This window comes from Burkholderia cenocepacia (assembly GCF_014211915.1).
In the GTDB taxonomy this organism is placed as follows: domain Bacteria; phylum Pseudomonadota; class Gammaproteobacteria; order Burkholderiales; family Burkholderiaceae; genus Burkholderia; species Burkholderia orbicola.
Map to the genome: position 1 here is coordinate 1,069,945 of NZ_CP060039.1, position 26,319 is coordinate 1,096,263.

Here is a 26,319-nt window from a genome sequence, read left to right on the forward strand (position 1 = left end):
CAGAATCGGTTGCGATGCTACACCACGTTGCCGAGCTGAAGGATCGGCAGGTACATCGCGATCACGAGGCCGCCGACGAGTGCGCCCAGGACGATCACGATCAACGGTTCACCCAACGCCGCGAGCGTATCGAGACGCGCGTCGAGCTGGCGTTCGCACAATGCGGCGATGTCGGCGAGCATCGTGTCGAGCGCACCGGTTTCCTCGGCGACGGCAATTGGTTGCACGACGTCGTCCGGAAAGCAGCCAGCCGAATGCATCGCATCGGCCAGACGCACGCCGCGCAGCACGCGTGCGGCGATGTGCGCGGTGGCGTGCGCGAACACCGGATGGCCGGCGGTGCGCTCGAGCGTGGCGAACGCATCGGCGAGCGGCACGCCGGCGCCGAGCAGGGTCGCCAGCGACCGGCACCAGCGTGCGGCCGCGAACCGTGCCAGCGCGCTGCCCGCGAACGGCGCGCGCAGCAGGCGCCGTGCGAGCGCATGGCGTAGCGCGGCCGAGCGCTGAAGCGCGTGCTGTGCGGCGAGCCCCGTGGCGGCCGCACCGGCCAGGAGTACGCCGCCCCATGCCGACAGCGCGGAGGACAGCGCGAGCAGTGCGCGGGTCGGCGCGGGCAGGGCGGCGCCGAAGCCGTCGAAGATCTGCCGGAAGGTCGGCACGACCCACACCATCAATGCTGCGGAGATCGCAAGTGCGAACAGGATGACGGCGGCCGGATACGCGAGCGCGGCACGCAGCTTGCGCCATTGCGCATCGGCGCGCTCGCGGTGTTCCGCAATCCGCGTCAGCACGATGCCGAGCGAACCGGACGCCTCGCCGACCTCGATCAACTGGCGATACAGCGTGCCGAATTGCGATGGATAGCGTGCGAGCGCATCGGCGAAGCGCTGGCCGCCGACGATCTCGCGGGCGAGCCCTGCGGCGATGCGGGGCACGCCGTCGCGCGTGCGGGTGCGCGCGAGCATTTCGAGCGACGGCGCGAGCGGCAGGCCGGCCTGCAGCAGGCTCGCGAGCTGGCGCGTGAAGCGTGTGATGTCACGCGCGGCCGCCGCAGGCGGACGGGCCGACCCGCGAAGATCGAGCGACAGTACCGCGATGCCGTCGCGCGCGAGCGTGGCGCGTGCGGCCGTGGCGTCGAAGGCGATGACGGTCCCGCGGCGGGGCGAACCGTCGCGATGGCGGCCGCGCCATGCAAAGCGGGTTTCGCGCGGTGGCGTGCGCATGCTCACACCGCGGGGGTGGCGGCGACGGCTTCCGCGATGCTCGTCGTGCCGTCCAGGACGCGCGCGAATGCCGCGTCGCGCAGCGTGCGCACGCCCTCGGCCGCCACGCATTGCGCGAGCTCGCCGACGCTCGCCCGCGCGACGATGCGCTCGGCCAGCCCGGGCGATACCGGCATCGTCTGATGCAGGCCGATGCGGCCGCGATAGCCGATGCCGTGACAGGCGGAACAGCCGCGCGCGACGAACGGCCGCCATCCGGCTGCCAGCGCCGCCGGGTCGCAGCCGGCTTCCCGCAGCGCGTGCGCCGATGCGTCGGAATGCACGCGGCACGCGACGCACAGGCGCCGGACGAGGCGCTGCGCGGTGACGAGGTGCAGTGCGGCCGCGAGGTTGTATGGCGCGACGCCGATGTCGAGCAGCCGCGCGACGGCGGCCGGCGCGTCGTTCGTGTGCAGCGTCGACAGCACGAGATGGCCCGTCTGCGCGGCCTTGATCGCGACATCGGCCGTCTCCGCATCGCGAATCTCGCCGACCATGATGACGTCCGGGTCCTGCCGCAACAGCGCGCGCAGCGCCGTCGCGAACGTGAGCCCCGCCTTGTCGGCGACTCCCACCTGGTTGATCCCGTCGAGCTGGATTTCGGCGGGATCTTCCACCGTGCAGACGTTGTGCGCGTCGCGATCGAGCATCTGCAGCGCGCAGTAGAGCGACAGCGTCTTGCCGCTGCCGGTCGGGCCCGTGACGAGCACGAGGCCATGCGGCGCGCGGATCGCGGCCTCCATCGCGGCGGCCTGCCGCGCGTCGAAGCCGAGGTTGGCAAGCGTGAGATCGGGCGGCAGCGTTTCGAGCCGCCGCAGCACGAGCTTTTCGCCGAACAGCGTGGGCAGCGAACTGACGCGGTAGTCGCCGCGCGTGCCGCCGTCGATCGCGATGCGCAGCCGGCCGTCCTGCGGAAGCCGCCGCTCGGCGATGTCCATGCGCGAGAGCACCTTGATCCGCGTGACGAGCGCATCGCGCAGGTGCAGCGGTGGGCGCGCATGTTCATGCAGCACGCCGTCGATGCGCAGACGGATGCGCCAGCCGGCCTCGAATGGCTCGACGTGGATGTCCGACGCGTCGCGCACACGCGCCGCGTGTAGCGTATCCGTCAGCAGGCGTACGGCGGGGGCATCGTCGAGCTGCGCCGCATCGAGTGCATGGGGCGCGGCCGCTGGCGCGTCGGAATGCGCGGGCGGCGACTGCGTGTGCAGCGGCGCCCCGGGGGAAGGGAAATGCATGTGAGCCGGCACGCGGGCCGCCTGTTGACCGTGATGCGCAGATGATCGCGCGTCGCGGGCGGCGCTGGCAGTCGGCCGTTCGGTTAGCGCGTGGCGGTGCGTCCGGTACGCGTGCCGCGCGGCTTGAAGAGCTTGACGGTGCGTACTGCCTGATCGTCGCTGCGCATCACTTCGAGCATCACGTCGCCGATTTTCAGGCACACGTCGTCTTCCGGAATTTCCTCGAGGATCTCGAGCACCAGTCCGTTCAGCGTCTTCGGCCCGTCGGTCGGCAGCTTCAGGTGCAGCCAGCGGTTCAGTTCGCGCAGCGGCATGCTGGCCGAGACGATGCATTCGCCGTTCTCGTCCCAGCCGCCCGCGCGTTCGCTGCGCGGCATCGACGTCGTGAATTCGCCGATCAGCTCCTCGATGATGTCTTCTGGCGTGACGAGCCCTTCGAGTTCGCCGTACTCGTTGACGACGAGCGCGGTGCGCTGCCGCGTTTCCTGGAAGAACTGGAGCTGCTGGACCACCGGCGTGCCGGACGGCACGTAGTACGGCTCGGCGAGCAGCGTGCGCAGCGTCTCGCGGTCGAAATCCTGGTTGTGCAGCCCGGTGAGCGTCTTGCGCACGTGCAGCACGCCGAGCACCTTGTCGATGTCGCCTTCATAGACGACCAGGCGGTTGTGGTAGCAGGTTTCGAGCTGATGCAGGATGTCGTCGAGCGGCGCGTAGAAGTTGAGCGACTCGATCTGGCGGCGCGGCACCATCACATCGTCGACCGTAATGTTCTCGAGGTCGAACAGGTTGAGCAGGATGCTGCGGTGCTTGGTCGGCATGAAACTGCTCGATTCGAGCACGATGGCCCGCAACTCGTCGGCCGACATCCGCTGGTCGCGGCCCTTCTTCGTGTTGATGCGCAGTACCCACAGCACGCCGTTCGCGAGCGCGTTGACGAACCAGACGACCGGCTTGAACACGCGCATCAGCGGGGCGATCACGAGGCTTGCCGGCAGCGCGATGCGTTCGGGGAACGTCGCGCCGACGATCTTCGGGGCGATTTCCGCGAACACGATGATCAGGAACGCGACGACGCCGGTCGCGATCGACAGCGCGAGGTTGTTGCGGCCGAACGTATGGAGCGCGAGCGACGTCGTGAGGACCGGGATGATCGTGTTGAACAGGTTGTTGCCGATCAGGATCACGCTGAGCAGCAAGTCAGTGCGCGTGAGCAGCCCCTGCGTGGTTTTCGCGCCGAGTGCGCCCTGACCGGCGAGGTGCTTCAGCCGATGGCGATTGAGCGCCATCATCGCGGTCTCGGAAATGGAAAAGAAGCTGGAACAGAGGAGAAGCAGGAAGACGGCGCCGATTTGCGCCCATAAGGGAATTTGGTCCACGCGTTGGAAAGGGCAGTGAAGGACAGAGATGGGGCAAATATAGCAGAGGCCGGCGACCGCGATGTGTCGCGCGCGATACAAGGGGTTCGCGGCGGCCGGACGAAAAAAAACCGTGCACACGGTGCACGGTTTTTTAAATCTGGTCGGGGTGAGAGGATTCGAACCTCCGGCCTCTACGTCCCGAACGTAGCGCTCTACCAGGCTAAGCTACACCCCGATTTTTGCTCTTCGGACTTCGCCGTCTTCGTGAAGATTTCTGCGTCGTCTCAAGCAAGAATGTAACTATAACGATGTTTTTTCTAAAAGGGAATACTTTGACGAAGAAAATTTTCGAGACAGAGCATCGCTTCCCGTTCGCGGCGTGTTCATGACTGCCGCGACGTCGAGTACGAGCACAACCCGAGCAGGCTTTCCTTGTAGATCGAATCGGGGAACGCGGCAATCGCCGCCGCCGCCGCCTGCGCTTCCTGACGGGCGCATTCGAGCGTGTGATCGAGCGCGCCCGAGCGCGTGATCGCTTCGAAAATCGTGTCGAAGCGATCGGTGCCGCCCTGTTCGATCGCCTCGCGTGCGAGCGCCGACTGTTCGGGCGTGCCGCGTTCGATCAGATAGATGAGCGGCAGCGTCGGCTTGCCTTCGCGCAGGTCGTCGCCGGCATTCTTGCCCATCGCCTCGGCGGTGCCCGCATAGTCGAGCCAGTCGTCCATGATCTGGAATGCGGTGCCGATCCGGCGGCCGTATTCGGCGGCGGCGGCCTCGGTCGGCGCATCGGCGCCCGCGAGCACCGCGCCCAGGCGCGCCGACGCCTCGAACAGCTTCGCCGTCTTGTAGCGGATCACCTGCATGTAGCGCGTTTCGTCGACGTCCGCGTCGTGCATGTTGAGGAGCTGCAGCACCTCGCCTTCGGAAATGATCGTCGTCGCTTCGGACAGGATCTCCATCACGCGCATCTTGCCGACGCCGACCATCATCTCGAACGAGCGCGAGTAGAGGTAATCGCCTACCAGCACGCTCGCCGCGTTGCCGAACAGCGCATTGGCGGTCTGGCGGCCGCGGCGCAGTTCGGATTCGTCGACGACGTCGTCATGCAGCAGCGTGGCCGTGTGGATGAACTCGACGACGGCGGCCAGCACGTGCCGCTGGTGCGACGTTTCGCCGAGCGCGCCGGCGACGAGCAGCAGCAACGCCGGACGCAGCCGCTTGCCGCCCGCGCCGATGATGTACTCGGCGATCTGGTTGATCAGCAGCACGTCGGACGCGAGGCTTTGCCGGATAACGCGATTCACCTGCTCCATGTCGCTGGTGATCGGGGCGAGCAGGTGGGTGGCGCTGAGGGTGGGGGAGGCGGTGGACGACGACATGATGATGGAATTGGGTGATGCGGCGGATTATAAGTCGAATCCGCGATATGCCGGTCTGTCAGACGTGCCGGCGGCGCGATTTTGGCCGTCCGGCAGAGGCCCGCGCGCGGTAATCGTCGATCGGTTTTGACTTCGGTGCTAACCCCATGTATAATCACGTGTTTTCCGCGCGTGGTGTGCGGAAAAATTGGATCCAGAGTGAGGTTCTCAATGTACGCGGTCATAAAAACCGGCGGCAAGCAGTACAAGGTTGCCGTTGGCGAAAAACTCAAAGTAGAACAGATACCGGCTGACATTGACGCTGAAATCACGCTCGACCAGGTTCTCGCAGTGGGCGAAGGCGAATCGATTAAGTTCGGTACGCCGCTGGTCAGTGGGGCTTCCGTCAAGGCCACCGTTGTGTCGCACGGTCGTCATGCCAAGGTCACCATCTTCAAGATGCGTCGCCGGAAGCACTACCAAAAGCACGGCGGCCACCGCCAGAACTACACTGAGCTGCGCATCGACGCGATCAACGCGTAAGCGCCTCGGTAAAGGAGCAATCAGATGGCACACAAAAAGGCAGGCGGCTCTTCCCGGAACGGCCGCGACTCCGAGTCGAAACGTCTCGGCGTGAAAGTGTACGGCGGCCAGGCAATCAATGCCGGCGGCATCATCGTGCGTCAGCGCGGTACGCGCATGCACGCAGGCGAGAACGTCGGCATGGGCAAGGATCACACCCTGTTCGCGCTGGTCGACGGTCACGTCAAGTTCGCGACGAAGGGCGCGGACAAGAAGCATCTGGTCATCGTCGTCCCGGCGGCTGCCTAAGTCAGGCACCCACGGGCTTCGTAGCCGAAAGGCCCCGCAGTCTTCGCGGGGCCTTTTTTTATTGGGTCGCCGCCCGCAAGTGCGGGCCGGCGACCCTTGCGCAACCGGCGTACGATCGGCCGAACGGCAGATTGTTCAAGCGTGCCGGCGCGCGGCACAATAGCGGAAATACTGGGCGGAGTGACGAATGAAGTTCATTGACGAAGCACGAATCGAAGTCATCGCCGGCGACGGAGGCGATGGCAGCGCGTCGATGCGCCGCGAGAAATTCGTCCCGTTCGGCGGGCCGGACGGTGGCGACGGCGGCCGGGGCGGTAGCGTTTACGCGATCGCCGACCGCAACATCAACACGCTGATCGACTACCGTTACGCGAAGAAGCACCTCGCGCGCAACGGCGAGAACGGCCGCGGCTCGGATTGCTACGGCAAGGGCGGCGACGATGTCACGCTGCGCATGCCGGTCGGCACGATCATCAGCGACATGGATACGGGCGAGCTGATCGCCGACCTGACCGAGCACGACCAGCAGGTAATGCTCGCGCAGGGCGGCGCCGGCGGTCTCGGCAACCTGCATTTCAAGTCGAGCACGAACCGCGCGCCGCGCCAGAAGACGGACGGCAAGCCGGGCGAGCGGCGCATGCTGAAACTCGAGCTGAAGGTGCTTGCCGACGTCGGTCTGCTCGGCATGCCGAACGCGGGCAAGTCGACCTTCATCTCGTCGGTGTCGAACGCGAAGCCGAAGATCGCCGACTACCCGTTCACGACGCTCGCGCCGAATCTCGGCGTGGTGCGTGTCGGCCCGAGCAAGAGCTTCGTGATCGCCGATATCCCGGGGCTGATCGAAGGGGCGGCCGAAGGCGCAGGCCTCGGGCATCAATTCCTGCGTCACCTGCAGCGTACCGGCGTGCTGCTGCATCTGGTCGATCTCGCGCCGTTCGACGAAAGCGTCGATCCGGTCGCGGAAGCGACGGCGATCGTCGGCGAACTGCGCAAGTACGACGAGGCGCTCTACGAGAAGCCGCGCTGGCTCGTGCTCAACAAGCTGGACATGGTGCCGGAAGACGAGCGCGAGGCGCGCGTCGCGGATTTCCTTGACCGCTTCGGCTGGGACGGCCCCGTGTTCGAGATCTCGGCACTGACGGGCCAGGGCTGCGAAGCGCTGTGCTACGCGATCTACGACTACCTCTCCGAACATTCGGACGCGCATCGCGCGGCGGAGGCGGAGGATCTCGCAGCCGACGTGCGTTTCCGCGATGCGCCGCCGGCGAAGGGCGGTGCGACGCCGGGCGACGACGCCTGAACGTTTGCTAACGCGCCGGGCGTGCCGCCCGGCGTTGGCGTTCGATCGCGCCCGGCCGGGCAGGCATCAGATACAGGAGACAGTGCAGGATGCGTTCGATCATCGCGGATTCGAAGCGATTGGTGGTGAAAGTGGGCTCGAGCCTCGTGACCAACGACGGCAAGGGGCTCGATCATGCTGCAATCGGCCGCTGGGCAGCCCAGATCGCTGCGCTGCGTGCGCAGGGCAAGGAAGTCGTGCTCGTCAGTTCGGGCGCGATTGCCGAAGGCATGCAGCGGCTCGGCTGGAGCAAGCGGCCGCGGGAAATCGACGAGTTGCAGGCCGCCGCCGCGGTCGGGCAGATGGGGCTCGCGCAAGTCTACGAGAGCCGCTTCACCGAGCACGGCATCCGCACCGCGCAGATCCTGCTCACGCACGCCGATCTGGCGGATCGCGAGCGCTACCTGAACGCGCGTTCGACGCTGCTCACGCTGCTGCGGCTCGGCGTCGTGCCGATCATCAACGAGAACGACACGGTCGTCACCGACGAAATCAAGTTCGGCGACAACGACACGCTCGGGGCGCTCGTCGCGAACCTGATCGAAGGCGATGCGCTGATCATCCTCACCGACCAGTCGGGGCTGTTCACGGCCGATCCGCGCAAGGACCCGAACGCGACGCTCGTCGGCGAGGCCAATGCGGGCGCACCGGAGCTTGAGGCGATGGCGGGCGGGGCCGGTTCGAGTCTCGGTCGCGGCGGGATGCTGACGAAGATCCTCGCGGCGAAGCGGGCGGCCCACAGCGGCGCGAATACCGTGATCGCGAGCGGCCGCGAGGCCGACGTGCTCGTCCGTCTGGCGGCCGGCGAGGCGATCGGCACGCAACTGATCGCACGTACCGCGCGGATGGCGGCACGCAAGCAATGGATGGCCGACCATCTGCAGGTGCGCGGCCACGTCGTGATCGATGCGGGCGCGGTCGAGAAGCTGACGGCCGGCGGCAAGAGCCTGCTGCCGATCGGCGTGATCGACGTGCAGGGCGCGTTCGCGCGCGGCGAAGTGATCGCCTGCGTCGGCCCGGACGGGCGCGAGGTGGCGCGCGGGCTCACGAACTACAGCAGCGCGGAAACGAAGCTGATTCACCGCAAGCCGAGCGGCGAGATCGAGACCGTGCTCGGCTACATGCTGGAGCCCGAACTGATTCATCGCGACAACCTCGTGCTGGTGTAATCGCCGGCCGGGTTTCGTCGTTCAAATGAAAAAGCCCGCGTGATGCGGGCTTTTTTGTGCGGCGGACGATGCGGGCGGCCCGCATCGCGTGCCGTCAGCGCAACTGGGTCATCGCGGTGCGGTGGAACCGGATGTTTTCGAGGATCTGCCGGGTCGAGCCCTGCGGCATCTTGTTCGAGCAGAAGTAGTCCTGGTAGAGCGCGGAGTGGTAGGCGTTGAGCTCGCCGTTCTCGATGCGCCGCCAGTCGTTTTCCACCGTGCGATCCCAGCCGTTGTGGTCGGAGTTCAGGCCGGCGTACTGGCGCCATTCGTAGGTGTCGCAGCGGATGCCTTCGTAGTTCACGTTGCGTGCACCGGCCGGGCTCGTGACGACGACTGCGTAGCGCACGACGCCGTCGGTGCCGACCTCGAGCGACTTCGCATCGACGAAGAACTTGAGCGGCGTGTTCTGCGACACGTTGAACGGCAGCAGATCGCCCGTTTGCGGCAGCGGCGGCAGCGTGTCGACGGCATTTTCCTTCCAGGTTCCCTGACGATCGAGCAGGTACACGAACTCGCTGTCGTCCTTGTTGGACGGCGCTTTCGAGTTCGCGCAGCCGGCCAGGGCGGCCATCGCGGCGATCGATGCGAGCGCGAGAGCAATCGCTTTCAATATGCATTCCTCGTAAAAAAAGGGCGCGACACCAAGGTCGCGCCCGGTCATGCAGTCCGACTCGTCATTTGCCGACGATCACGTGGGGCGGCATCTCGTCGAGCGTGCTCGCTTCCACTTCGATCTCCGAACAGACTACCGATGTGTCGACAATCGTCAGCGTCTGGGCCTGTGCGCCAATGACGCGCGGATAGCGCGACACACGCGGCCCGCGCGGCTTCTCGGCTCGCTGCGCCGGGCGGCGCAGGAAGCGCGACAGTTCCGTCAGCGCCAACTGATAGACATCCCGCTTGAACTCGATCACCGCATCGAGCGGCACCCAGTACTCGTTCCAGCGCCACGCATCGAACTCCGGGTGGTCGGTCGCGCGCAAGCAAATGTCGCAATCGCGTCCGACCATCCGCAGCAGGAACCAGATCTGCTTCTGGCCGCGGTAATGACCGCGTACTTCGCGTTTGATGAACTTGTCAGGCACCTCGTAACGCAACCAGTCGCGTGTGCGGCCGATTATCTTGACGTGTTCCGGATGCAGGCCCGTTTCCTCGTGCAGTTCCCGGTACATCGCCTGCATGGGGGTCTCGCCGTACTTGATCCCACCTTGAGGAAACTGCCAGGAATGCTCGCGGAGCCGCTTGCCCCAAAACACCTCGTTGCGCGCGTTCAAGAGGATGATGCCGACGTTCGGGCGAAAGCCTTCACGATCCAGCATACAACCACCTTCGAATCCTTTAAAATTGCTTTGATTATAAACAGATAACGGGCGCTGCGCACCGTGACGGAGCGAATCCGCGCGGGGTACGCCGGCTGAATTGTCCCTGATTAGTCTGCTACGTCGTCTGCGCCATCGTCGTCCCTCGTTGTTCGCCGCGCGCAGCTTTTTCACCTTGAAACTTTTTCGGGCGCCCCGCCTGGAGGCGCCGTTTTTGGAACCGTCCGCATGAAAGCTTCCCGTTTCTTTATCGGCACCCTGAAAGAGGCACCCGCCGACGCAGAGATCGTCAGCCACAAGCTGATGGTCCGCGCCGGCATGATCCGTCGCGTCGCCGGCGGCATCTACAACTACCTGCCGGTCGGCCTGCGTTCGATTCGCAAGGTCGAGGCGATCGTGCGCGAGGAAATGAACCGGGCGGGCGCCATCGAGCTGCTGATGCCGGCCGTGCAGCCGGCCGAGCTGTGGCAGGAGTCGGGCCGCTGGGAGCAGTACGGCCCCGAGCTGCTGCGCTTCAAGGACCGCAAGGACAACGATTTCGTGATCGGGCCGACGCACGAGGAAGTCGTCACCGACATCGCGCGCAACCAGATCAAGAGCTACCGGCAGATGCCGGTGAATTTCTACCAGATCCAGACGAAGTTCCGCGACGAGATCCGGCCGCGCTTCGGCGTGATGCGCGGCCGCGAATTCATCATGAAGGACGCGTATTCGTTCGACAAGGATGCGGCCGGCCTGAACGAGTCGTACCGCAAGATGTACGACGCGTACGTGCGCATCTTCACGCGCCTCGGCCTCGAGTTTCGCGCGGTGGCGGCCGACAGCGGCTCGATCGGCGGCAACTTCTCGCACGAGTTCCACGTGATCGCCGACACCGGCGAGGACGCGATCGCCTACTGCCCGACGTCCGAATTCGCGGCGAACGTCGAGGCGGCCGAAGCGCTGCCGCTGACGCCTGAGCGCGCGGCGCCCGCCGAAGCGATGGAAAAGGTCGCGACGCCCGGCAAGGCGAAGTGCGAGGCCGTCGCCGAACTGCTGTCGATCCCGCTCGAGCGCACGATCAAGTCGATCGTGCTCGCGACCGACAACGAAGGCGCCGAGCCGACCATCTGGCTCGTGATGCTGCGCGGCGATCACGACCTGAACGAGATCAAGGTGGCGAAGCTGCCGGGCCTGAAGAACCACCGCTTCGCGACCGAGCAGGAAATCGTCGAGTGGTTCGGCACGCCGCCGGGCTACCTCGGCCCGGTCGGCACGAAGAAGCCCGTGAAGGTGATCGCGGACCGCACGGTCGCGAACATGAGCGACTTCGTCGTCGGCGCGAACGAGGTCGACTATCACATCGCCGGCGTGAACTGGGGCCGCGACCTGCCGGAGCCGGAAGTCGCCGACGTGCGCAACGTGAAGAAGGGCGACCCGTCGCCGGACGGCAAGGGCGTGATCGACATCTGCCGCGGCATCGAAGTCGGCCACGTGTTCCAGCTCGGCACCAAGTACTCGGAAGCGATGGGCGCGACCTTCCTCGACGAGTCGGGCAAGCCGCAGCCGATGCTGATGGGCTGCTACGGCGTCGGCATCACGCGCATTCTCGGCGCGGCGATCGAACAGAACTTCGACGACAAGGGGATCATCTGGCCCGAGTCGATCGCACCGTTCGAGGTCGTGCTGTGCCCGATGGGCTATGACCGCAGCGACATGGTGCGCGAGACGGCCGACAAGCTGTACGCGGAACTCGTCGCGGCCGGTATCGACGTGATCCTCGACGATCGCGGCGAGCGCCCGGGCGTGATGTTCGCCGACTGGGAACTGATCGGCGTGCCGCATCGTCTGGTGATCGGCGAGCGCGGCCTGAAGGAAGGCAAGATCGAGTACCAGGGCCGCCGCGATGCCGAAGCGACGCTGCTGCCGGCCGACACGGCCGCGGCGGCGGTCGCGGAGAAGATCCGCGCCGCGCTCGCGCACTAAGCGCGGCGACCGGGCGACACGATGGAATACACATTCCTGTCGGCCACCGTGCTCCTCGTGCTGATCACGGATCCGCTCGGCAATATCCCGCTGTTCATTTCGGCGATGCGGGATGTGCCGCGCGAGCGGCGCGTGAAGCTGATCCTGCGCGAAGTGGGGATCGCGTTCGTGATCCTGCTGTTCTTCATGCTGGTCGGCGACCGCTTCCTGCGGATGATGAGCCTCACCGACCTGTCGCTGCGGCTCGGCGGCGGGATCGTGCTGTTCCTGATCGCGCTGCGGATGATCTTCCCGCACCCGGACGGCGCGCTCGGCAGCGATCCGCGCGCGGGCGGCGAGCCGTTCATCGTGCCGCTCGCGATTCCGGCGCTGGCCGGGCCGTCCGCGCTCGCGACGGTGATGCTGATGACGTCGCAGGCGCCCGGCAAGATGCTCGAGTGGGTCGGCGCGCTGACGGTCACGATGATCGTCTGCGCGATCACGCTGGTGCTGGCCGAGCGGATTCAGCAGTGGCTCGGCGAGCGGACGGTCGCCGCGTTCGAGCGGCTGATGGGCCTCGTGCTGGTGGCGATCTCGGTCGAGATGCTGCTGGCCGGCATCCGCGCGTTCGTGCACCAGTTATAACGCAGGCGGCACGCACGAAAAAAGCGGCGCTCCGGGCAACCGGAGCGCCGCTTTCCATTTATATAGCAGGCCGGGCGGCGATCAGACGTTCGCGGTCAGCGCGCGGATCGTCGGCAGGTTGCGCCAGTAGCCCTTCGCGTCCATCCCGCAGCCGAACACGTAACGGTCCGGCACCGAGAAGCCGCAGAAGTCGGGGTGCAGCGGTTTCGCCTTCGCGAGCGTCTTCTCGCACAGCACGGCCGACATGAAGCGCTTCGCGCCCATGTCGAGGATGCGGTCGCGGATCGCGGCCATCGTCTCGCCTTCGTCGAGGATGTCGTCGAGTACGAGCACGATGCGGTCCTTTACCGATTCGCGCGGCGCGACGCGCCAGTGCATCTCCGGGCTGCCCTGCGTCGTATTGCGGTAGCGGGTCAGGTGGATGTAGTCGAATTCGAGCGGGAAATCGAGATGCGGCAGCAGCATCCCGGTAAACACCGCGGCGCCGCCCATCACCGAGAGAACGAGCGGGAACGCGTCGCCGATTTCGGCGCGGATCGCGTCGGCCATCTTCGAGATCGACGCGTTGACGGCGTCGGCCGAGACGATCTCTTCGGAGTGGTCGAAAATGTGGAGGGCTTCTTCGCGGTTCATGTGTTCTGGCGGGCAGTCGGTATACAAATAAGGATGAAGCAGAACGGCAGGCGCGCGCTACGGCAAAAACCCGCGCGCCGGCCGACGGACGAAATCAGCGCATGCCGGGCATCATGCCCTTCAGGCCGCGCATCATCTTCTGCATGTTGCCGCCCTTCAGCTTCTTCATCATCGTACGCATCTGGTCGTACTGGTTCAGCATCCGGTTGACTTCCTGCACCGGCACGCCCGCGCCGGCTGCGATGCGGCGCTTGCGCGTCGCCTTGATGATTTCGGGTTTCGCGCGCTCGGCGGGCGTCATCGAGCTGATGATGCCTTCCATCCGGCGGATCGACTTTTCGGCCTGGCCCATGTCGGCGCCGGCCGCCGCCTGCTGGAACTGCGCGGGGAGCTTGTCCATCAGCGACGACAGGCCGCCCATGTTCTTCATCTGCGAGATCTGCGCGCGGAAATCGTTCAGGTCGAAGTCGCCGCCTTTCTTGACCTTGTCGGCGAGCTTCTGCGCGGCCTGGACATCGACGCCGCGCTGCGCTTCCTCGACGAGCGCGAGGATGTCGCCCATGCCGAGGATCCGGTTCGCCATCCGGTCGGGGTGGAACACCTCAAGGCCGTCGAGCTTCTCGGCGACGCCGACGAACTTGATCGGCTTGCCCGTGACGTGGCGCACCGACAGCGCGGCGCCGCCGCGCGAATCGCCGTCGAGCTTGGTCAGCACGACGCCGGTGAGCGGCAGCGTGTCGTTGAACGCCTTCGCGGTGTTGACCGCGTCCTGGCCGAGCATCGCGTCGACGACGAACAGCGTTTCGGCCGGCTTCAGCGTGCCGTGCAGCGCGGCGATTTCCTGCATCATCGCCTCGTCGATGCCGAGGCGGCCGGCCGTGTCGACGAGCAGCACGTCATGGTAGTGGCGCTTCGCCCAGTCGACGGCGGCGAGCGCGATGTCGACGGGCTTCTGGTCCGGCGTGGACGGGAAGAAGTCGGCGCCGACCTGCTCGGTCACCGTTTTCAGCTGCATGATCGCGGCCGGGCGATACACGTCGCACGACACGGTCAGCACCTTCTTCTTGTACTTCTCGCGCAGCAGCTTCGCGAGCTTGCCGACGGTCGTGGTCTTGCCGGCGCCCTGCAGGCCGGCCATCAGGATCACGGCGGGCGGCGTGACCGCGAGGTTCAGCTCCGCGGCCTTGCCTTCGTAGTCGCCGCCGATCACGGCGGTCAGTTCCTTCTGGACCACGCCGACGAGCGCCTGGCCCGGCGACAGGCTGCTGATCACTTCTTCGCCGAGCGCCTTTTCCTTGACCTTGGCGATGAATTCGCGGACGACCGGCAGCGACACGTCGGCTTCCAGCAGCGCGAGACGCACCTCGCGGAGCATCTCCTGCGTGTTCGCCTCGGTGAGCCGGGCTTCGCCGCGCAGCGTCTTGACGACGCGCGCCATCCGTTGAGTGAGATTGTCGAGCATGGGGAGCGTTGGACAGTGGGGCCCGAAGGCGCGGCGGAACCGAACAAAAGGGAGCCGTCGCGGGAAGGGGGCCTAGTGTAAACTTCGAACATGGATATTGTACTGTATGCCCTCACCGCATTCCTGTACGGCGGCCTCGCCGTCGCAGGCTGGCGTACGCACCGTCAGGGCGCGACGCCGCTCGTCGCGAGCGTGCCGGCCGTGCCGGTTCCCGCGTCCGCCGCGTCCGGGATGAGCGGGGCCGGCCGCGCGCTGCTGTTCGCCGCGCTGCTCGCGCACGGCGTGCTGCTCCACATGACGATCTTTCCGAACGACGCGATGGTGTTCGGCTTCGCGTTCGCGCTGTCCGCGATGTTCTGGCTCGGCGCCGGCATCTACTGGATCGAGAGCTTTTTCTTCCCGCTCGACAGCCTGCGCCTGCTGGTGCTGCCGCTCGCGTGCGGCGCGTCGCTGCTGCCGCTCGTGTTCGGCGGCGTGCGGGTGCTGCCTTATGCCGCAGCGCCGCTGTTCAAGCTGCATTTCCTGATCGCGAACATCGCGTACGGCCTCTTCGCGATCGCCGCGCTGCACGCGATCCTGATGCTGATGGTGGAGCGGCGCCTGCAGTCGCTGCGTAGCGGCGGGCGCGACGGCTCGACGGGCTGGATCGCGAGCTGGCTCGAAACGCTGCCGCCGCTGCTCACGCTCGAGAAGCTGCTGTTCCGCCTGATCGGCGCCGGCTTCGTGCTGCTGACGCTCACCCTCGCGTCGGGCATCCTGTTCAGCGAGCAGGTCGATGCGCGCGCATTGCGGCTCGACCACAAGACGGTGTTCGCGATCCTGTCGTGGCTGATGTTCGGCGGCCTGCTGGTGGCCCGCAAGACGTCGGGCTGGCGCGGGCGCGGCGCCGCGCGCTGGGTGCTCGTGTCGTTCGCCGCGCTGCTGCTCGCGTACGTCGGCAGCCGGTTCGTTTTCGAGGTGCTGCTGCACCGCTCCGTGGTTTGACCGCAGGTTTCCGATGCGACAGATTCTTCTCCTGATCCTTCTCTTCTTCGCGGGTTCGTGGCTCGCGCGCAAGCTGCGTCACGCGCAGGAACAGGCGCAGGCGCGCACCGGCCGCGGCGCCGGTTACGACGAGGCGCCCGGCGCCGGCGCGGGTGCCGCGCGCCCGAACGGCGACGCGCGGTCGCTGCCCGAGCCGATGGTGCGCTGCGCCGAATGCGGCGTGCATGCGCCGAAGGGCGACGCGATTGCCGCGAGCGGCGAATACTTCTGCAGCGCCGAGCATGCGCGGCGCCATGCCGCGCGCGTGAACGGTCGCGACGCACGATGAGCGACGCGGCCGTGTTGTCGGTCGACGCGAACGGCTGGGTGCGCGAAGCGCGCCATGCGCCGTCGCCGAACTTCGAGGCGCGGCCCGCGGGGGCGGTGCCGACGCTCGTGGTCGTTCACAACATCAGCCTGCCGCCCGGCGAATTCGGTGGCGACGCGATCGAGGCGCTGTTCCTGAATCGCCTCGACTGCGATGCGCACCCCTATTACCAGAGCCACCTGCGCGGCGTGCGCGTGTCCGCCCATTTCCTGATCCGCCGCGGCGGCGAGCTCGTGCAGTTCGTGTCGTGCGACGAGCGCGCATGGCATGCAGGCTCGTCCGAGTTCTTCGGCCGCACGCGCTGCAACGACTTCTCGATCGGCATCGAGCTCGAGGGCGCGGACGACGTGCCGTTCGACGATGCCCAATACGCGGTGCTCGCCGCGCTCTCCCGCGCGCTCGCCGCGCGCTACCCGGTCGACGCGTTCGCGGGGCACTCGGACGTCGCGCCGGGCCGCAAGACCGACCCGGGCCCGCATTTCGATTGGCAACGCTTCGCGAGCGATGCCGGTTTTTCCGCCGAATACTTTCCTTTCCGTCAGCACTGATCGCGGGGTTTTTTGATCGGAGAAAGTTTTTTCTCCGATCAATGCCTTGCCGTGTCTGCGCGTGAGCGATGTCAAGACCTCTATCGCAAATTATCCGTTTGGACGTCCTCCGAATGTCCACTATACTTGGTGCCAGTTGAGTAGTTCTGTACTAGATATAGTGTGTGTCGCAGGGGAAAACCCGAGCGGCACCGGCCGGCGGGCAACGCCGGCGGACAGGGTTCTCAGGGCGGCGCGTCAGGCCGGGCGGTCCGGGCGTCGCGATCAGCGCAGCGAACATCGACGGGGCAGGGTATACATGACGAAGCACACGACCGGCTGGGTTGTCGCGCATCGACCGAACCGGCTTCCCCGGCGCATCGCTCGCCTCTTACCGCTCGCGCACCGCATTGCGCAGCGTTCGTTTTAATCCGCGGTTCTCTCCGCACCATCCAACACCAGGAGCTTTGCACATGCAAACCACCGACAACGCGACGTCCCAGTACGAGAGCGCCTCGAGCCGTCCGCTCGGCGGGACCGAACAGGGCGCGAAGGCGCTCGCGCCGCAGGCCACGTTCGCCGACTACAAGGTGATCCGCCGCAACGGCAGCGTGGTGTCGTTCGAACCTTCGAAGATCGCGATCGCGGTGACCAAGGCTTTCCTGGCCGTCAATGGCGGGCAGGGTGCGGCATCGGCGCGCGTACGCGAGCAGGTCGAGCAACTGACGCACAACGTCGTTCGCGCGCTCGTGCGCAGCCGCCCGAACGGCGGTACGTTCCATATCGAAGACATCCAGGATCAGGTCGAACTCGCGCTGATGCGCGGCGGCGAGCACAACGTCGCGCGTGCGTACGTGCTGTATCGCGAGAAGCGTCACCTCGAGCGCCAGCATGCGGGCGAGGAAGCGGCGACAGCGGGCGGCGAGTCGGCCACCGGCATCAACGTGGTCGACAACGGCGTCACGCGCCCGCTCGACCAGAACGCGCTGCGTGCGCTGATCGTGTCGGCATGCGACGGCCTGGGCGCTGCGGTTAACCCTGACCCGATCGTCGCGGAGACGGTGAAGAACCTGTACGACGGCGTGCCGATGAGCCAGGTCTACGACTCGGCGATCCTCGCTGCGCGCACGATGATCGAAAAGGACCCGGCGTACAGCCAGGTCACGGCCCGCATCCTGCTGCACACGATCCGTCGCGAGATCCTCGGCGAGGAAGTCGTGCAGGCCGAGATGTCGACCCGCTACGCCGAATACTTCCCGCAGTTCCTGAAGCGCGGCGTCGACGCCGGCCTGCTCGACGACAAGCTGCTGCAGTTCGACCTGAAGCGCCTCGGCGAAGCGCTCGACGCGAACCGCGACCTGCAGTTCGGCTACCTCGGCCTGCAGACGCTGTACGACCGCTACTTCCTGCACGTCGAAGGCACCCGCATCGAAATGCCGCAGGCCTTCTTCATGCGCGTCGCGATGGGCCTGTCGCTGAACGAGATCGACCGCGAAACGCGCGCGATCGAGTTCTACAACGTGCTGTCGAGCTTCGACTTCATGAGCTCGACGCCGACGCTGTTCAACTCGGGCACGCACCGCTCGCAGCTGTCGTCGTGCTACCTGACGACGGTCGCGGACGATCTCGACGGCATCTATGAAGCGCTGAAGGAAAACGCGCTGCTGTCGAAGTTCGCCGGCGGCCTCGGCAACGACTGGACGCGCGTGCGCGCCCTCGGCTCGCATATCAAGGGCACGAACGGCAAGTCGCAAGGCGTGGTCCCGTTCCTGAAGGTCGTGAACGACACGGCCGTCGCGGTGAACCAGGGCGGCAAGCGCAAGGGCGCGGTCTGCGCGTACCTCGAATCGTGGCACCTCGACATCGAGGAGTTCCTGGAGCTGCGCAAGAACACCGGTGACGACCGTCGCCGTACGCACGACATGAACACGGCGAACTGGATTCCCGACCTGTTCATGAAGCGCGTGATGGAAGGCGGCGACTGGACGCTGTTCTCGCCGTCGACCTGCCCGGACCTGCACGACAAGTTCGGCGCCGATTTCGAGAAGGCTTACACGGCTTACGAAGACAAGGTCGCGCGCGGCGAGATCAAGCTGTTCAAGAAGATCCCGGCGGCGCAGCTGTGGCGCAAGATGCTCGGCATGCTGTTCGAGACGGGCCACCCGTGGATCACGTTCAAGGATCCGTGCAACGTGCGCTCGCCGCAGCAGCACGTCGGCGTCGTCCACTCGTCGAACCTGTGCACGGAAATCACGCTGAACACGAGCGACACCGAAATCGCGGTGTGCAACCTCGGCTCGGTGAACCTCGTCGCCCACCTGGTGAAGCAGGCCGACGGCAGCTACGCGCTCGACCACGACAAGCTGAAGCGCACGATCAGCGTCGCGATGCGCATGCTCGACAACGTGATCGACATCAACTACTACGCGGTGCCGAAGGCGCGTAACTCGAACCTGAAGCACCGCCCGGTCGGGATGGGCATCATGGGCTTCCAGGACTGCCTGCACCTGCTGCGTACGCCGTACGCGTCGGAAGCGGCGGTCGAGTTCGCCGATCGTTCGATGGAAGCCGTCTGCTACTACGCGTACCACGCGTCGACCGAGCTGGCCGAAGAACGCGGCCGCTACTCGAGCTACCGCGGCTCGCTGTGGGATCGCGGCATCCTCCCGCAGGACACGCTGAAGCTGCTGGCCGAAGCGCGCGGCGGCTACGTCGAGGTCGACACGTCGGAATCGCTCGACTGGACGGCGCTGCGTGCGCGGATCGCCACGCACGGCATGCGCAACTCGAACTGCGTCGCGATCGCGCCGACGGCGACGATCTCGAACATCATCGGCGTGTCGGCCTGTATCGAGCCGACCTTCCAGAACCTGTACGTGAAGTCGAACCTGTCGGGCGAATTCACGGTGGTGAACGAGTACCTCGTCCGCGACCTGAAGGAACGCGGCCTGTGGGACGAAGTGATGGTCGCCGACCTGAAGTACTTCGACGGCATGCTGTCGCGCATCGACCGCATCCCGGCCGACCTGCGCGCGATCTACGCGACCGCGTTCGAGGTCGACCCGACGTGGCTGGTCGAAGCGGCATCGCGTCGCCAGAAGTGGATCGACCAGGCGCAGTCGCTGAACATCTACATGGGCGGCGCATCGGGCAAGAAGCTCGACGAGGTGTACAAGCTCGCATGGCTGCGCGGCCTGAAGACGACCTACTACCTCCGCACGATGGCGGCGACGCACGTCGAGAAGTCGACGGTCGCACACGGCGCGCTGAACGCAGTGCCGACGGGCGGTGCAGGCAGCGGCGGCTCGAGCAGCGGCGGCGCGCAAGGCGCAGCGGGCGGCTTCGGTGCGGCAGGCGGCGCTGCGTCGTCGGGCGCGGTCAACGCTGCAGCGGCGCTCGCGCCGGTCGAAGCAGACGGCCCGGTGTGCACGATGCGTCCGGGCGACCCCGGCTTCGACGAGTGCGAAGCGTGCCAGTAACGCAGTGCGCCTGACCTGAGAAGCAGGCCTGGGCGGCGCACACGACGACCGATCGAGGTTGAAGTGTGCGCCGCTCTCAACTAAAAAAATGATAAGGAATCTGTAACGCGACACCTGCGTTGCAGGCAATGACAAGCGATCGAAACATCCCCGACGACGTCGCGTTTCGATCAGCGTTCGATGCGTCGAGCGCACCTCGCGATACAAGCGCGACTCACATCGCGCGCTGCATGAACGACGATGCGTTGCTCAAAGTGTTGTATCGAGGTCGCAACGCGAATCGAAAAAAGGATTTTTCGTGAGCGAACCCTTTTATCGCTCAGGAAAAGATGGTACAAACCGTTCTAAATTGATGGTGAGAATTTATGCTCAACTGGGATGACGAGAAGACTGCCGTAACCCCCGCGAGCGGAGCGCAGCAAAACGCGATGCGCACCTCCGCCGGGATGGCTGTCGGAATGCAGGCCGCAACGCCTGCCGCCCATCAGGTCCGTGACATTTTCGAAGGCGATCTCGCGGTGCCGCCGCAAGCATCGGCTGTTCCCGCCGGCGGTACGGAAGCGCGGGTCAATGTCGCCGACAAGCGCATCATCAACGGCCAGACTGACGTCAATCAGCTGGTGCCGTTCAAGTACAAGTGGGCGTGGGAAAAGTATCTGGCCGGTTGCGCGAACCACTGGATGCCGCAGGAAATCAACATGTCCCGCGACATCGCACTGTGGAAGGACCCGAACGGTCTGACCGAGGACGAGCGCCGCATCGTGAAGCGCAACCTCGGTTTCTTCGTGACGGCCGATTCGCTCGCGGCGAACAACATCGTGCTCGGCACGTACCGCCACATCACGGCGCCCGAGTGCCGGCAGTTCCTGCTGCGCCAGGCGTTCGAGGAAGCGATCCACACGCACGCGTACCAATACATCGTCGAATCGCTCGGTCTCGACGAAGGCGAGATCTTCAACGCGTACCACGAGGTCACGTCGATCCGCGCGAAGGACGAATTCCTGATCCCGTTCATTCATACGCTGACGGACCCGGCCTTCAAGACCGGCACGCTCGAAGCGGATCAGAAGCTGCTGAAGTCGCTGATCGTGTTCGCCTGCATCATGGAAGGCCTGTTCTTCTATGTCGGGTTTACGCAGATCCTCGCACTCGGCCGCCAGAACAAGATGACGGGTGCTGCAGAGCAGTATCAGTACATCCTGCGCGACGAGTCGATGCACTGCAACTTCGGCATCGACCTGATCAACCAGATCAAGCTCGAGAATCCGCATCTCTGGACCGCCGAATTCCGCGCCGAGATCCGCGAGCTGTTCAAGCAGGCTGTCGAACTCGAATACCGCTACGCCGAGGACACGATGCCGCGCGGCGTGCTGGGTTTGAACGCGTCGATGTTCAAGAGCTATCTGCGCTTCATCAGCAACCGCCGTTGCCAGCAGATCGGCCTCGATCCGCTGTTCCCGAACGAGGAAAACCCGTTCCCGTGGATGAGCGAGATGATCGACCTGAAGAAGGAACGCAACTTCTTCGAGACGCGTGTGATCGAGTATCAGACGGGGGCGCGCTGTCCTGGGAATAACCCGCAGCAGCGAACCCGTTACATGATGGAGCAGCCGGTGGCCTCTCGGCCCCGGCCCAAGGTTTAGGAGCAAGAACGCCTGATGCAAAGCATGCCCGGTGCCTTAACGGCCCAACGATACGACAGGCACTTTGCGAACCCTTCAGTGGGATGGGCAAACTTCCCTCCGGAAAAAGCGGACGGCCGTGTGGTGGTCCGCTTGATCAAGCGATTAGGGGTAGCGGCGCGAGGTGCGCCGGCTACCGACTTGATTTGGCGCGCGAGGCCGAGTGGTCACGCGCGCCATACCGTATTCATTAGCGTAAGCGCGCGGTATCTGCGTACGCCGATGAATAGCCCGCTTCGAAGCGCACGTCCTGAACAGCGTCCGTGGGAAGCGGGTTTTGACGAAGGGTGTAGTTTGAACTGACTCTCATCTGAACCTGAAGGAGAACAACATGGCTACTGCCAAGAAGAAACCGGCTGCTAAGAAGGTTGCTGCCAAGAAGACCGTTGCGAAGAAGGCTGCCGCTCCGGCGAAGAAGGCCGCGGTGAAGAAGGTTGCTGCGAAGAAGGTCGCGGTGAAGAAGGTTGCCGCGAAGAAGGCAGCACCGGCGAAGAAGGCCGCTGCAAAGAAGGTCGCAGCCAAGAAGGTCGCAACGAAGAAGGTTGCAGCCAAGAAGGTCGCAGCGAAGAAAGTCGCGGTGAAGAAGGTTGCTGCAAAGAAGGCAGCACCGGCTAAGAAGGCCGCCGCGAAGAAGGTTGCAGCCAAGAAAGTCGCAGTGAAGAAGGTTGCTGCGAAGAAGGCCGCACCGGCGAAGAAGGCTGCTGCCAAGAAGGCTGCGCCTGCGAAGAAGGCTGCTGCGAAGAAGGCCGCGCCTGCGAAGAAGGCTGCTGCGAAGAAGGCCGCGCCCGCCAAGAAGGCTGCCCCTGCGAAGAAGGCTGCCGCACCGGCGAAGAAGGCTGCTGCTCCGAAGAAGACCGTCGTGAAGAAGGCTGCGCCGGCAACGACCGCGTCGACCGCATCGGTTGCGCCGGCATCGGGCGTGAAGACCGCGCTCAACCCGGCAGCAGCATGGCCGTTCCCGACCGGCAGCCGTCCGTAATCGCGGCTGAGCAGCATCACCCGGACACTCACGTGGTGTCCGTGGGTTGAGTAGCGCTACTCAATCAGTCCCGCCATCTGGCTCAGGTGGCGGGATTTTTTTCGTCCGCACGCGTCGTCGATGGGGCGCCGATCAGCTCGCCGACGCGAGCGCGGACGAAAAAAAACGCATGTGCGGTTTCGCACATGCGTTCGACCGCGGCTTGCGCCGCGTGCTGAGGATATCGGTTAGTGCGTGACGCGCGTGACGCCGCCGCTCGACAGCAGGCGTACCCGCTCGCCGGCGCGGAATGCTTCGCCGCTGGCTGCCTGCGTGATCGAGCGCAGATCGCCGTTGTCGAGGCGCACGGTGATTTCGACACCGTTCGCCGTGCTGAGGTTTTCGCCGACCGCGTTACCCGCGACCGCACCGACGAGGCCGCCGGCAATCGCCGTCAGGATCGAGCCTTTGCCGCCGCCGATCGCGCTGCCCGCGACCGCGCCGAGTGCGCCGCCGCCGAGCGTGCCGATCGCGCTGCCGCCGCCGTCGGACTGAATGCGCACCGCACGCACGCTTTCGACCGTGCCCATGCGGACCGTCTGTTCGCGCTGCGCCTGGCCGACGCTATAGACATCCGCCGAACCGGGTGCCGTGAAGCAGCCGGCGAGGGTCAGCGTGGCCGTCAGCATGGCCGCGAGCGTGAGGGTTTTTTTCGTCAACATCTTTGCTCTCCCACAATATTCATTTGAGACTGTAACCGAATGCAGTCTCGAAGCGTGCGTCGATTTCGGCGCGCGTCAGTACGTAAGTCTGGGGCCCTTGATGGGCGATCTTGAGCGAGCCCATCAGGCTCGCGAGGCGGCCGGTGGTTGCCCAGTCGAGCCCATGCTCGATGCCGTACAGCAGGCCGCCCCGGAAGGCGTCGCCGCAGCCGGTCGGATCGGCGATACGCTCGGCCGGCACGACCGGAATCTGCTCCGCGCCCTGCTTGTGGCGGATGATCGCGCCGTGCTCGCCACGCGTGATGACGAGGGCGTCGACCCGGCTGGCGATTTCATCTTCGGACCATCCCGTCTTGTCGCTCACCAGCTTGGCCTCGTAGTCGTTGACCGCTACGTAGGTCGCAAGTTCAATGCTGCGGCGCAGCGTCGCACCGTCGAACAGCGGCAGACCCTGGCCCGGATCGAACACGAACGGCACACCGGCCTTGGCGAGCTCTTCCACGTGCTGCACCATCCCGTCGAAGCCGTCCGGGCCGACGATCGCGAGCTTGATGTCCGGTGCGTCACCTGCGTGGTTCAGGTGCGACTGCATCATCGCGCCCGGGTGGAACGCCGCGATCTGGTTGTTGTCGAGATCGGTCGTGATCATCGCCTGCGCGGTGTACGTATCGGGCAGCACGCGAACGTGGTCGCGGCGCAGGCCGAGCTGGTCGAGCCGGTCGAGATACGGCTGCGCATCCAGCGCGCCCATCGTGCCCATGATGCGCGCGTCGCCGCCGAGCAGATGCAGCGCGTACCCGATGTTGCCCGCGCAGCCGCCGAATTCGCGGCGCATCGTCGGCACGAGGAAGCTCAGGTTGATGAGGTGCACCTGGTCGGGCAGGATGTGCTCGCGGAACCGCCCTTCGAAGGTCATGATGGAGTCGTAGGCGATCGAGCCGCAAATCAGCGTAGCCAAGGTGTGCGTTCCTGTAGAAATGAGGGGCCCTGCGCGACAACGCCGCGCGAAGGGCGCGGCGCGGCAGGGGAAAGCGGAAGAAAGCTTACTTCAGCGCGGCGAGCGCTGCATCGTAGTTCGGCTCGTCCTTGATTTCGCCGACGAGTTCCGCGTGGATCACCTTGTCCTGCGCGTCGAGCACGACCACCGCGCGTGCGGTCAGGCCGTTCAGCGGGCCGCTCGTCACGTCGACGCCGTACGCGTTCGCGAACGCGCGGCCGGTGCGGAACGTCGATGCCGTCACGACGTTCGCGAGGCCTTCGGTCGTGCAGAAGCGCGTGGCGGCGAACGGCAGGTCGGCGGACACGACGATCACCACCGTGTTGTCGAGCGACGACGCCGCTTCGTTGAACTTGCGGGTCGACGTCGCGCAGGTCGGCGTGTCGAGGCTCGGCACGATGTTCAGCACCTTGCGCTTGCCGGCGAAGCTGGCGAGCGACAGGTCGGCGAGGTCCTTGCCGACCAGCTTGAAATCGGCGGCTTGCGCGCCGACGGCCGGGAACGTGCCGGCGAGATCGATCGGGTTGCCACCCAGCGTAACTTTGCTCATGTTCGTGCTCCGAAATAGCGCGCCGCTCGGGCGCGCGGGTTGAGACGGGCGCGCATGCGCGCCGCGGCGCGTCACGGATAGAAGATCTGGACGCGGAAATTCGAGGCGGGCGTGCCGTTCGTTTCGAGGCGGACCACCATCGTCTGCGTCGTGCCGGGCGGCAGCCCGGCGTCGATCGGCGTGCCCGGGCGTACGTAATCGCGCGGCGCGAGCACGCGGCGCACGGTGACGTGATTGGTGTCGTCGAGCAGCGTGAGTTCGACCGACGGATACGCGAGCGCGACGCGGTAGCGGTTCGTCAGCGGCACCTTCAGTTCGAGCTCGCGCGGGCCGTCGAGCTGGCGCAGGTCGGTCGCGTCGAGCCGCAGCCCGTCGATCGCGCGCGGCGGCGTGACCGTGCAGCCGAGCGGCGCGCAGGCCTGCCGGAACCAGCCTTGCGTGACGGGCCAGTAGATCATCAGCGTTTCGCGCTGCCACCACGCCAGTTGCGCGGCGAGCAATCCGACCAGCGCGGCCGCGACGAGACCGCCGAAAAAGCCGCCGAGCATCCCGCGTCGCTGCGGCGCGCGCGTTTCGCGCGTGACGGCGAAGTGCGGACGATCGTCGTCGGACAGTGCGGCGGGGAATGGGACGGCCGGTTGGGCGACCGGTTCATGGGCTGCCACTGCGGGCGGGGCCGTGTCGTGTCGGGCGAAGGTGCCGGGTTCCGATGCGGTTTCGGCTTCGGTGACGGCCGGCGCGGGCGTGAACGCAAAGCGCGGTTCGCGCGGCGCGCGTTCGTCGTCCGGCGCGGCGAAGTGCGCGGGGACGACGGGTTCGGCCGGTTCGGCGGCGGTTTCGGTTTCCGACGGAAGGTGGGCGACGAAGCGAGGCTCGCGCGGGTCGCGCTCGACCGGCGCGGGCGAGGGCGCGGCTTCTTCGGTTTCGTGCGGTGCGTGTTGCGCCTGCGGCGAATGCGGTTCCGCCGGTTGCTCGACGGCCGTCGATGAATCGAGTTCGGCCGGAGAGGTCGCGAACGGCGCGGGCGTACCCGACAGATGAACGACGCCGGCTTCCGTGGACGGGAGCGCGAGCGGTATCAGCGGCTCGGTGCGCACGGTCTCGACGCTGTGCTGCAGCGACGGATCGACGCCGGCGTCGAGCCACGGCGCCCACATGTCCCAGCCTTCCGGCTTGTAATCGGTGCCGGTCGGCAATTCGGGCGGCGTGTCGGTGGCGAACAACCGGGCCGGCGCGGCCTGCTGGCGCATGTCGCCGACGTGCGGCGCGGCAGCCGGTTCGGTCAATGCCGGTTCGGGCTGCTGCGCGTACTCGGGAACGAGCGATTCGGCGGCGTTGAAGACTTCGTGGCAATGCCCGCAGCGCACGAGCCCCTGATGCAGCGAGAGCTGTTCCTGCTGCAGCCGGAAGACGGTTTCGCAATGAGGGCAGCGCGTCGCAAGAAGCATGTCGA

At 66.0% G+C, this 26,319-nt stretch carries 24 protein-coding genes, 1 tRNA gene and 1 pseudogene; 13 read left to right on the forward strand and 13 right to left on the reverse strand.

The window, feature by feature from the left end; genetic code table 11:
• Positions 1–17: 17 nt before the first annotated feature.
• The 5 genes from SY91_RS05030 to SY91_RS05050 all read right to left on the reverse strand — a co-directional run bounded on the left by SY91_RS05030 (position 18) and on the right by SY91_RS05050 (position 5,237).
• Positions 18–1,223, reverse strand: coding sequence for a type II secretion system F family protein (locus SY91_RS05030; protein ID WP_185921098.1), 1,206 nt, complete (start codon positions 1,221–1,223; stop codon positions 18–20).
• A gap of 2 nt (positions 1,224–1,225) precedes the next feature.
• Entirely contained in the window at positions 1,226–2,500 is a 1,275-nt protein-coding gene (locus SY91_RS05035) for a GspE/PulE family protein (RefSeq protein WP_043888486.1), read from the reverse strand.
• Between the two features lie 83 nt (positions 2,501–2,583).
• Positions 2,584–3,876 carry an HlyC/CorC family transporter gene (locus tag SY91_RS05040; protein WP_006477001.1) on the reverse strand — a complete coding sequence of 431 codons (1,293 nt, stop codon included), beginning with the start codon at positions 3,874–3,876 and terminating at the stop codon, positions 2,584–2,586.
• Positions 3,877–4,016: 140 nt separating this feature from the next.
• Positions 4,017–4,093: transfer RNA gene (locus SY91_RS05045), tRNA-Pro, on the reverse strand.
• A 148-nt stretch (positions 4,094–4,241) separates the two neighbouring features.
• The gene (locus SY91_RS05050; protein ID WP_043888485.1) at positions 4,242–5,237 is read right to left on the reverse strand and encodes a polyprenyl synthetase family protein; all 996 of its coding nucleotides are present in this window, start codon (positions 5,235–5,237) and stop codon (positions 4,242–4,244) included.
• Between the two features lie 210 nt (positions 5,238–5,447).
• On the opposite strand from SY91_RS05050, the gene rplU reads away from it, so the two are divergent.
• From rplU to proB, 4 genes are all read left to right on the forward strand, one after another.
• Positions 5,448–5,759: a 50S ribosomal protein L21 gene (gene rplU / locus SY91_RS05055; RefSeq protein ID WP_006025184.1), complete on the forward strand. Its 312-nt coding sequence runs from the start codon at positions 5,448–5,450 to the stop codon at positions 5,757–5,759.
• Between the two features lie 24 nt (positions 5,760–5,783).
• The gene (gene rpmA, locus SY91_RS05060) at positions 5,784–6,047 is read left to right on the forward strand and encodes a 50S ribosomal protein L27 (RefSeq protein WP_006476999.1); all 264 of its coding nucleotides are present in this window, start codon (positions 5,784–5,786) and stop codon (positions 6,045–6,047) included.
• Between the two features lie 187 nt (positions 6,048–6,234).
• Complete coding sequence (gene obgE / locus SY91_RS05065) at positions 6,235–7,347, forward strand: Obg family GTPase CgtA (protein ID WP_006476998.1); 1,113 nt, start codon at positions 6,235–6,237, stop codon at positions 7,345–7,347.
• Positions 7,348–7,436: 89 nt separating this feature from the next.
• Positions 7,437–8,555 carry a glutamate 5-kinase gene (gene proB, locus SY91_RS05070; protein WP_006476997.1) on the forward strand — a complete coding sequence of 373 codons (1,119 nt, stop codon included), beginning with the start codon at positions 7,437–7,439 and terminating at the stop codon, positions 8,553–8,555.
• 94 nt (positions 8,556–8,649) lie between these two features.
• Here proB and SY91_RS05075 read toward each other — a convergent pair whose 3' ends face one another.
• Both SY91_RS05075 and SY91_RS05080 read right to left on the reverse strand, forming a co-directional pair.
• Positions 8,650–9,258 carry a CNP1-like family protein gene (locus SY91_RS05075; RefSeq protein WP_006476996.1) on the reverse strand — a complete coding sequence of 203 codons (609 nt, stop codon included), beginning with the start codon at positions 9,256–9,258 and terminating at the stop codon, positions 8,650–8,652.
• A gap of 13 nt (positions 9,259–9,271) precedes the next feature.
• Positions 9,272–9,916, reverse strand: a complete 645-nt coding sequence (locus tag SY91_RS05080) for an RNA pyrophosphohydrolase (protein WP_006476994.1) — start codon at positions 9,914–9,916, stop codon at positions 9,272–9,274.
• A gap of 228 nt (positions 9,917–10,144) precedes the next feature.
• On the opposite strand from SY91_RS05080, the gene SY91_RS05085 reads away from it, so the two are divergent.
• Entirely contained in the window at positions 10,145–11,881 is a 1,737-nt protein-coding gene (locus SY91_RS05085) for a proline--tRNA ligase (RefSeq protein ID WP_023477520.1), read from the forward strand.
• 21 nt (positions 11,882–11,902) lie between these two features.
• The gene (locus SY91_RS05090; RefSeq protein WP_011694138.1) at positions 11,903–12,505 is read left to right on the forward strand and encodes a MarC family protein; all 603 of its coding nucleotides are present in this window, start codon (positions 11,903–11,905) and stop codon (positions 12,503–12,505) included.
• 81 nt (positions 12,506–12,586) lie between these two features.
• Here SY91_RS05090 and SY91_RS05095 read toward each other — a convergent pair whose 3' ends face one another.
• Both SY91_RS05095 and ffh read right to left on the reverse strand, forming a co-directional pair.
• Positions 12,587–13,138, reverse strand: a complete 552-nt coding sequence (locus SY91_RS05095) for a hypoxanthine-guanine phosphoribosyltransferase (RefSeq protein WP_023477519.1) — start codon at positions 13,136–13,138, stop codon at positions 12,587–12,589.
• A gap of 94 nt (positions 13,139–13,232) precedes the next feature.
• Entirely contained in the window at positions 13,233–14,600 is a 1,368-nt protein-coding gene (ffh, locus tag SY91_RS05100) for a signal recognition particle protein (RefSeq protein ID WP_006476982.1), read from the reverse strand.
• A 90-nt stretch (positions 14,601–14,690) separates the two neighbouring features.
• On the opposite strand from ffh, the gene SY91_RS05105 reads away from it, so the two are divergent.
• The 7 genes and pseudogenes from SY91_RS05105 (at position 14,691) to SY91_RS05135 (ending at position 22,618) form a co-directional block, all read left to right on the forward strand.
• Positions 14,691–15,584 (forward strand): inner membrane protein YpjD, encoded by an 894-nt coding sequence (locus tag SY91_RS05105; RefSeq protein WP_006476981.1) that lies wholly within the window; start codon positions 14,691–14,693, stop codon positions 15,582–15,584.
• Between the two features lie 13 nt (positions 15,585–15,597).
• Entirely contained in the window at positions 15,598–15,912 is a 315-nt protein-coding gene (locus SY91_RS05110; RefSeq protein ID WP_006476980.1) for a PP0621 family protein, read from the forward strand.
• Positions 15,909–16,499 carry a 1,6-anhydro-N-acetylmuramyl-L-alanine amidase AmpD gene (gene ampD / locus SY91_RS05115; protein WP_023477518.1) on the forward strand — a complete coding sequence of 197 codons (591 nt, stop codon included), beginning with the start codon at positions 15,909–15,911 and terminating at the stop codon, positions 16,497–16,499. Before SY91_RS05110 ends, ampD begins: the two co-directional genes overlap by 4 nt.
• A gap of 452 nt (positions 16,500–16,951) precedes the next feature.
• A complete protein-coding gene (locus tag SY91_RS05120) occupies positions 16,952–19,957 on the forward strand; it encodes a ribonucleoside-diphosphate reductase subunit alpha (protein ID WP_023477516.1) in 3,006 nt (1,001 codons plus the stop codon).
• A 365-nt stretch (positions 19,958–20,322) separates the two neighbouring features.
• Positions 20,323–21,533: pseudogene (locus SY91_RS05125) on the forward strand (ribonucleotide-diphosphate reductase subunit beta).
• A gap of 82 nt (positions 21,534–21,615) precedes the next feature.
• Positions 21,616–21,942: a hypothetical protein gene (locus SY91_RS05130; RefSeq protein WP_105798458.1), complete on the forward strand. Its 327-nt coding sequence runs from the start codon at positions 21,616–21,618 to the stop codon at positions 21,940–21,942.
• Positions 21,943–21,970: 28 nt separating this feature from the next.
• Positions 21,971–22,618 carry a histone H1-like DNA-binding protein gene (locus tag SY91_RS05135; RefSeq protein ID WP_023477514.1) on the forward strand — a complete coding sequence of 216 codons (648 nt, stop codon included), beginning with the start codon at positions 21,971–21,973 and terminating at the stop codon, positions 22,616–22,618.
• A gap of 227 nt (positions 22,619–22,845) precedes the next feature.
• Here the strand turns inward: SY91_RS05135 and SY91_RS05140 are convergent, their stop codons facing one another.
• The 4 genes from SY91_RS05140 to SY91_RS05155 all read right to left on the reverse strand — a co-directional run bounded on the left by SY91_RS05140 (position 22,846) and on the right by SY91_RS05155 (position 26,314).
• A complete protein-coding gene (locus SY91_RS05140; RefSeq protein WP_006476977.1) occupies positions 22,846–23,319 on the reverse strand; it encodes a glycine zipper 2TM domain-containing protein in 474 nt (157 codons plus the stop codon).
• Positions 23,320–23,338: 19 nt separating this feature from the next.
• A complete protein-coding gene (locus SY91_RS05145) occupies positions 23,339–24,277 on the reverse strand; it encodes a carbohydrate kinase family protein (protein ID WP_006476976.1) in 939 nt (312 codons plus the stop codon).
• An 85-nt stretch (positions 24,278–24,362) separates the two neighbouring features.
• Entirely contained in the window at positions 24,363–24,866 is a 504-nt protein-coding gene (gene tpx, locus SY91_RS05150) for a thiol peroxidase (RefSeq protein ID WP_006476975.1), read from the reverse strand.
• A 71-nt stretch (positions 24,867–24,937) separates the two neighbouring features.
• On the reverse strand, positions 24,938–26,314 hold the full coding sequence (locus SY91_RS05155) for a zinc-ribbon and DUF3426 domain-containing protein (RefSeq protein ID WP_023477513.1): 1,377 nt from the start codon (positions 26,312–26,314) through the stop codon (positions 24,938–24,940).
• Positions 26,315–26,319: the final 5 nt, after the last annotated feature.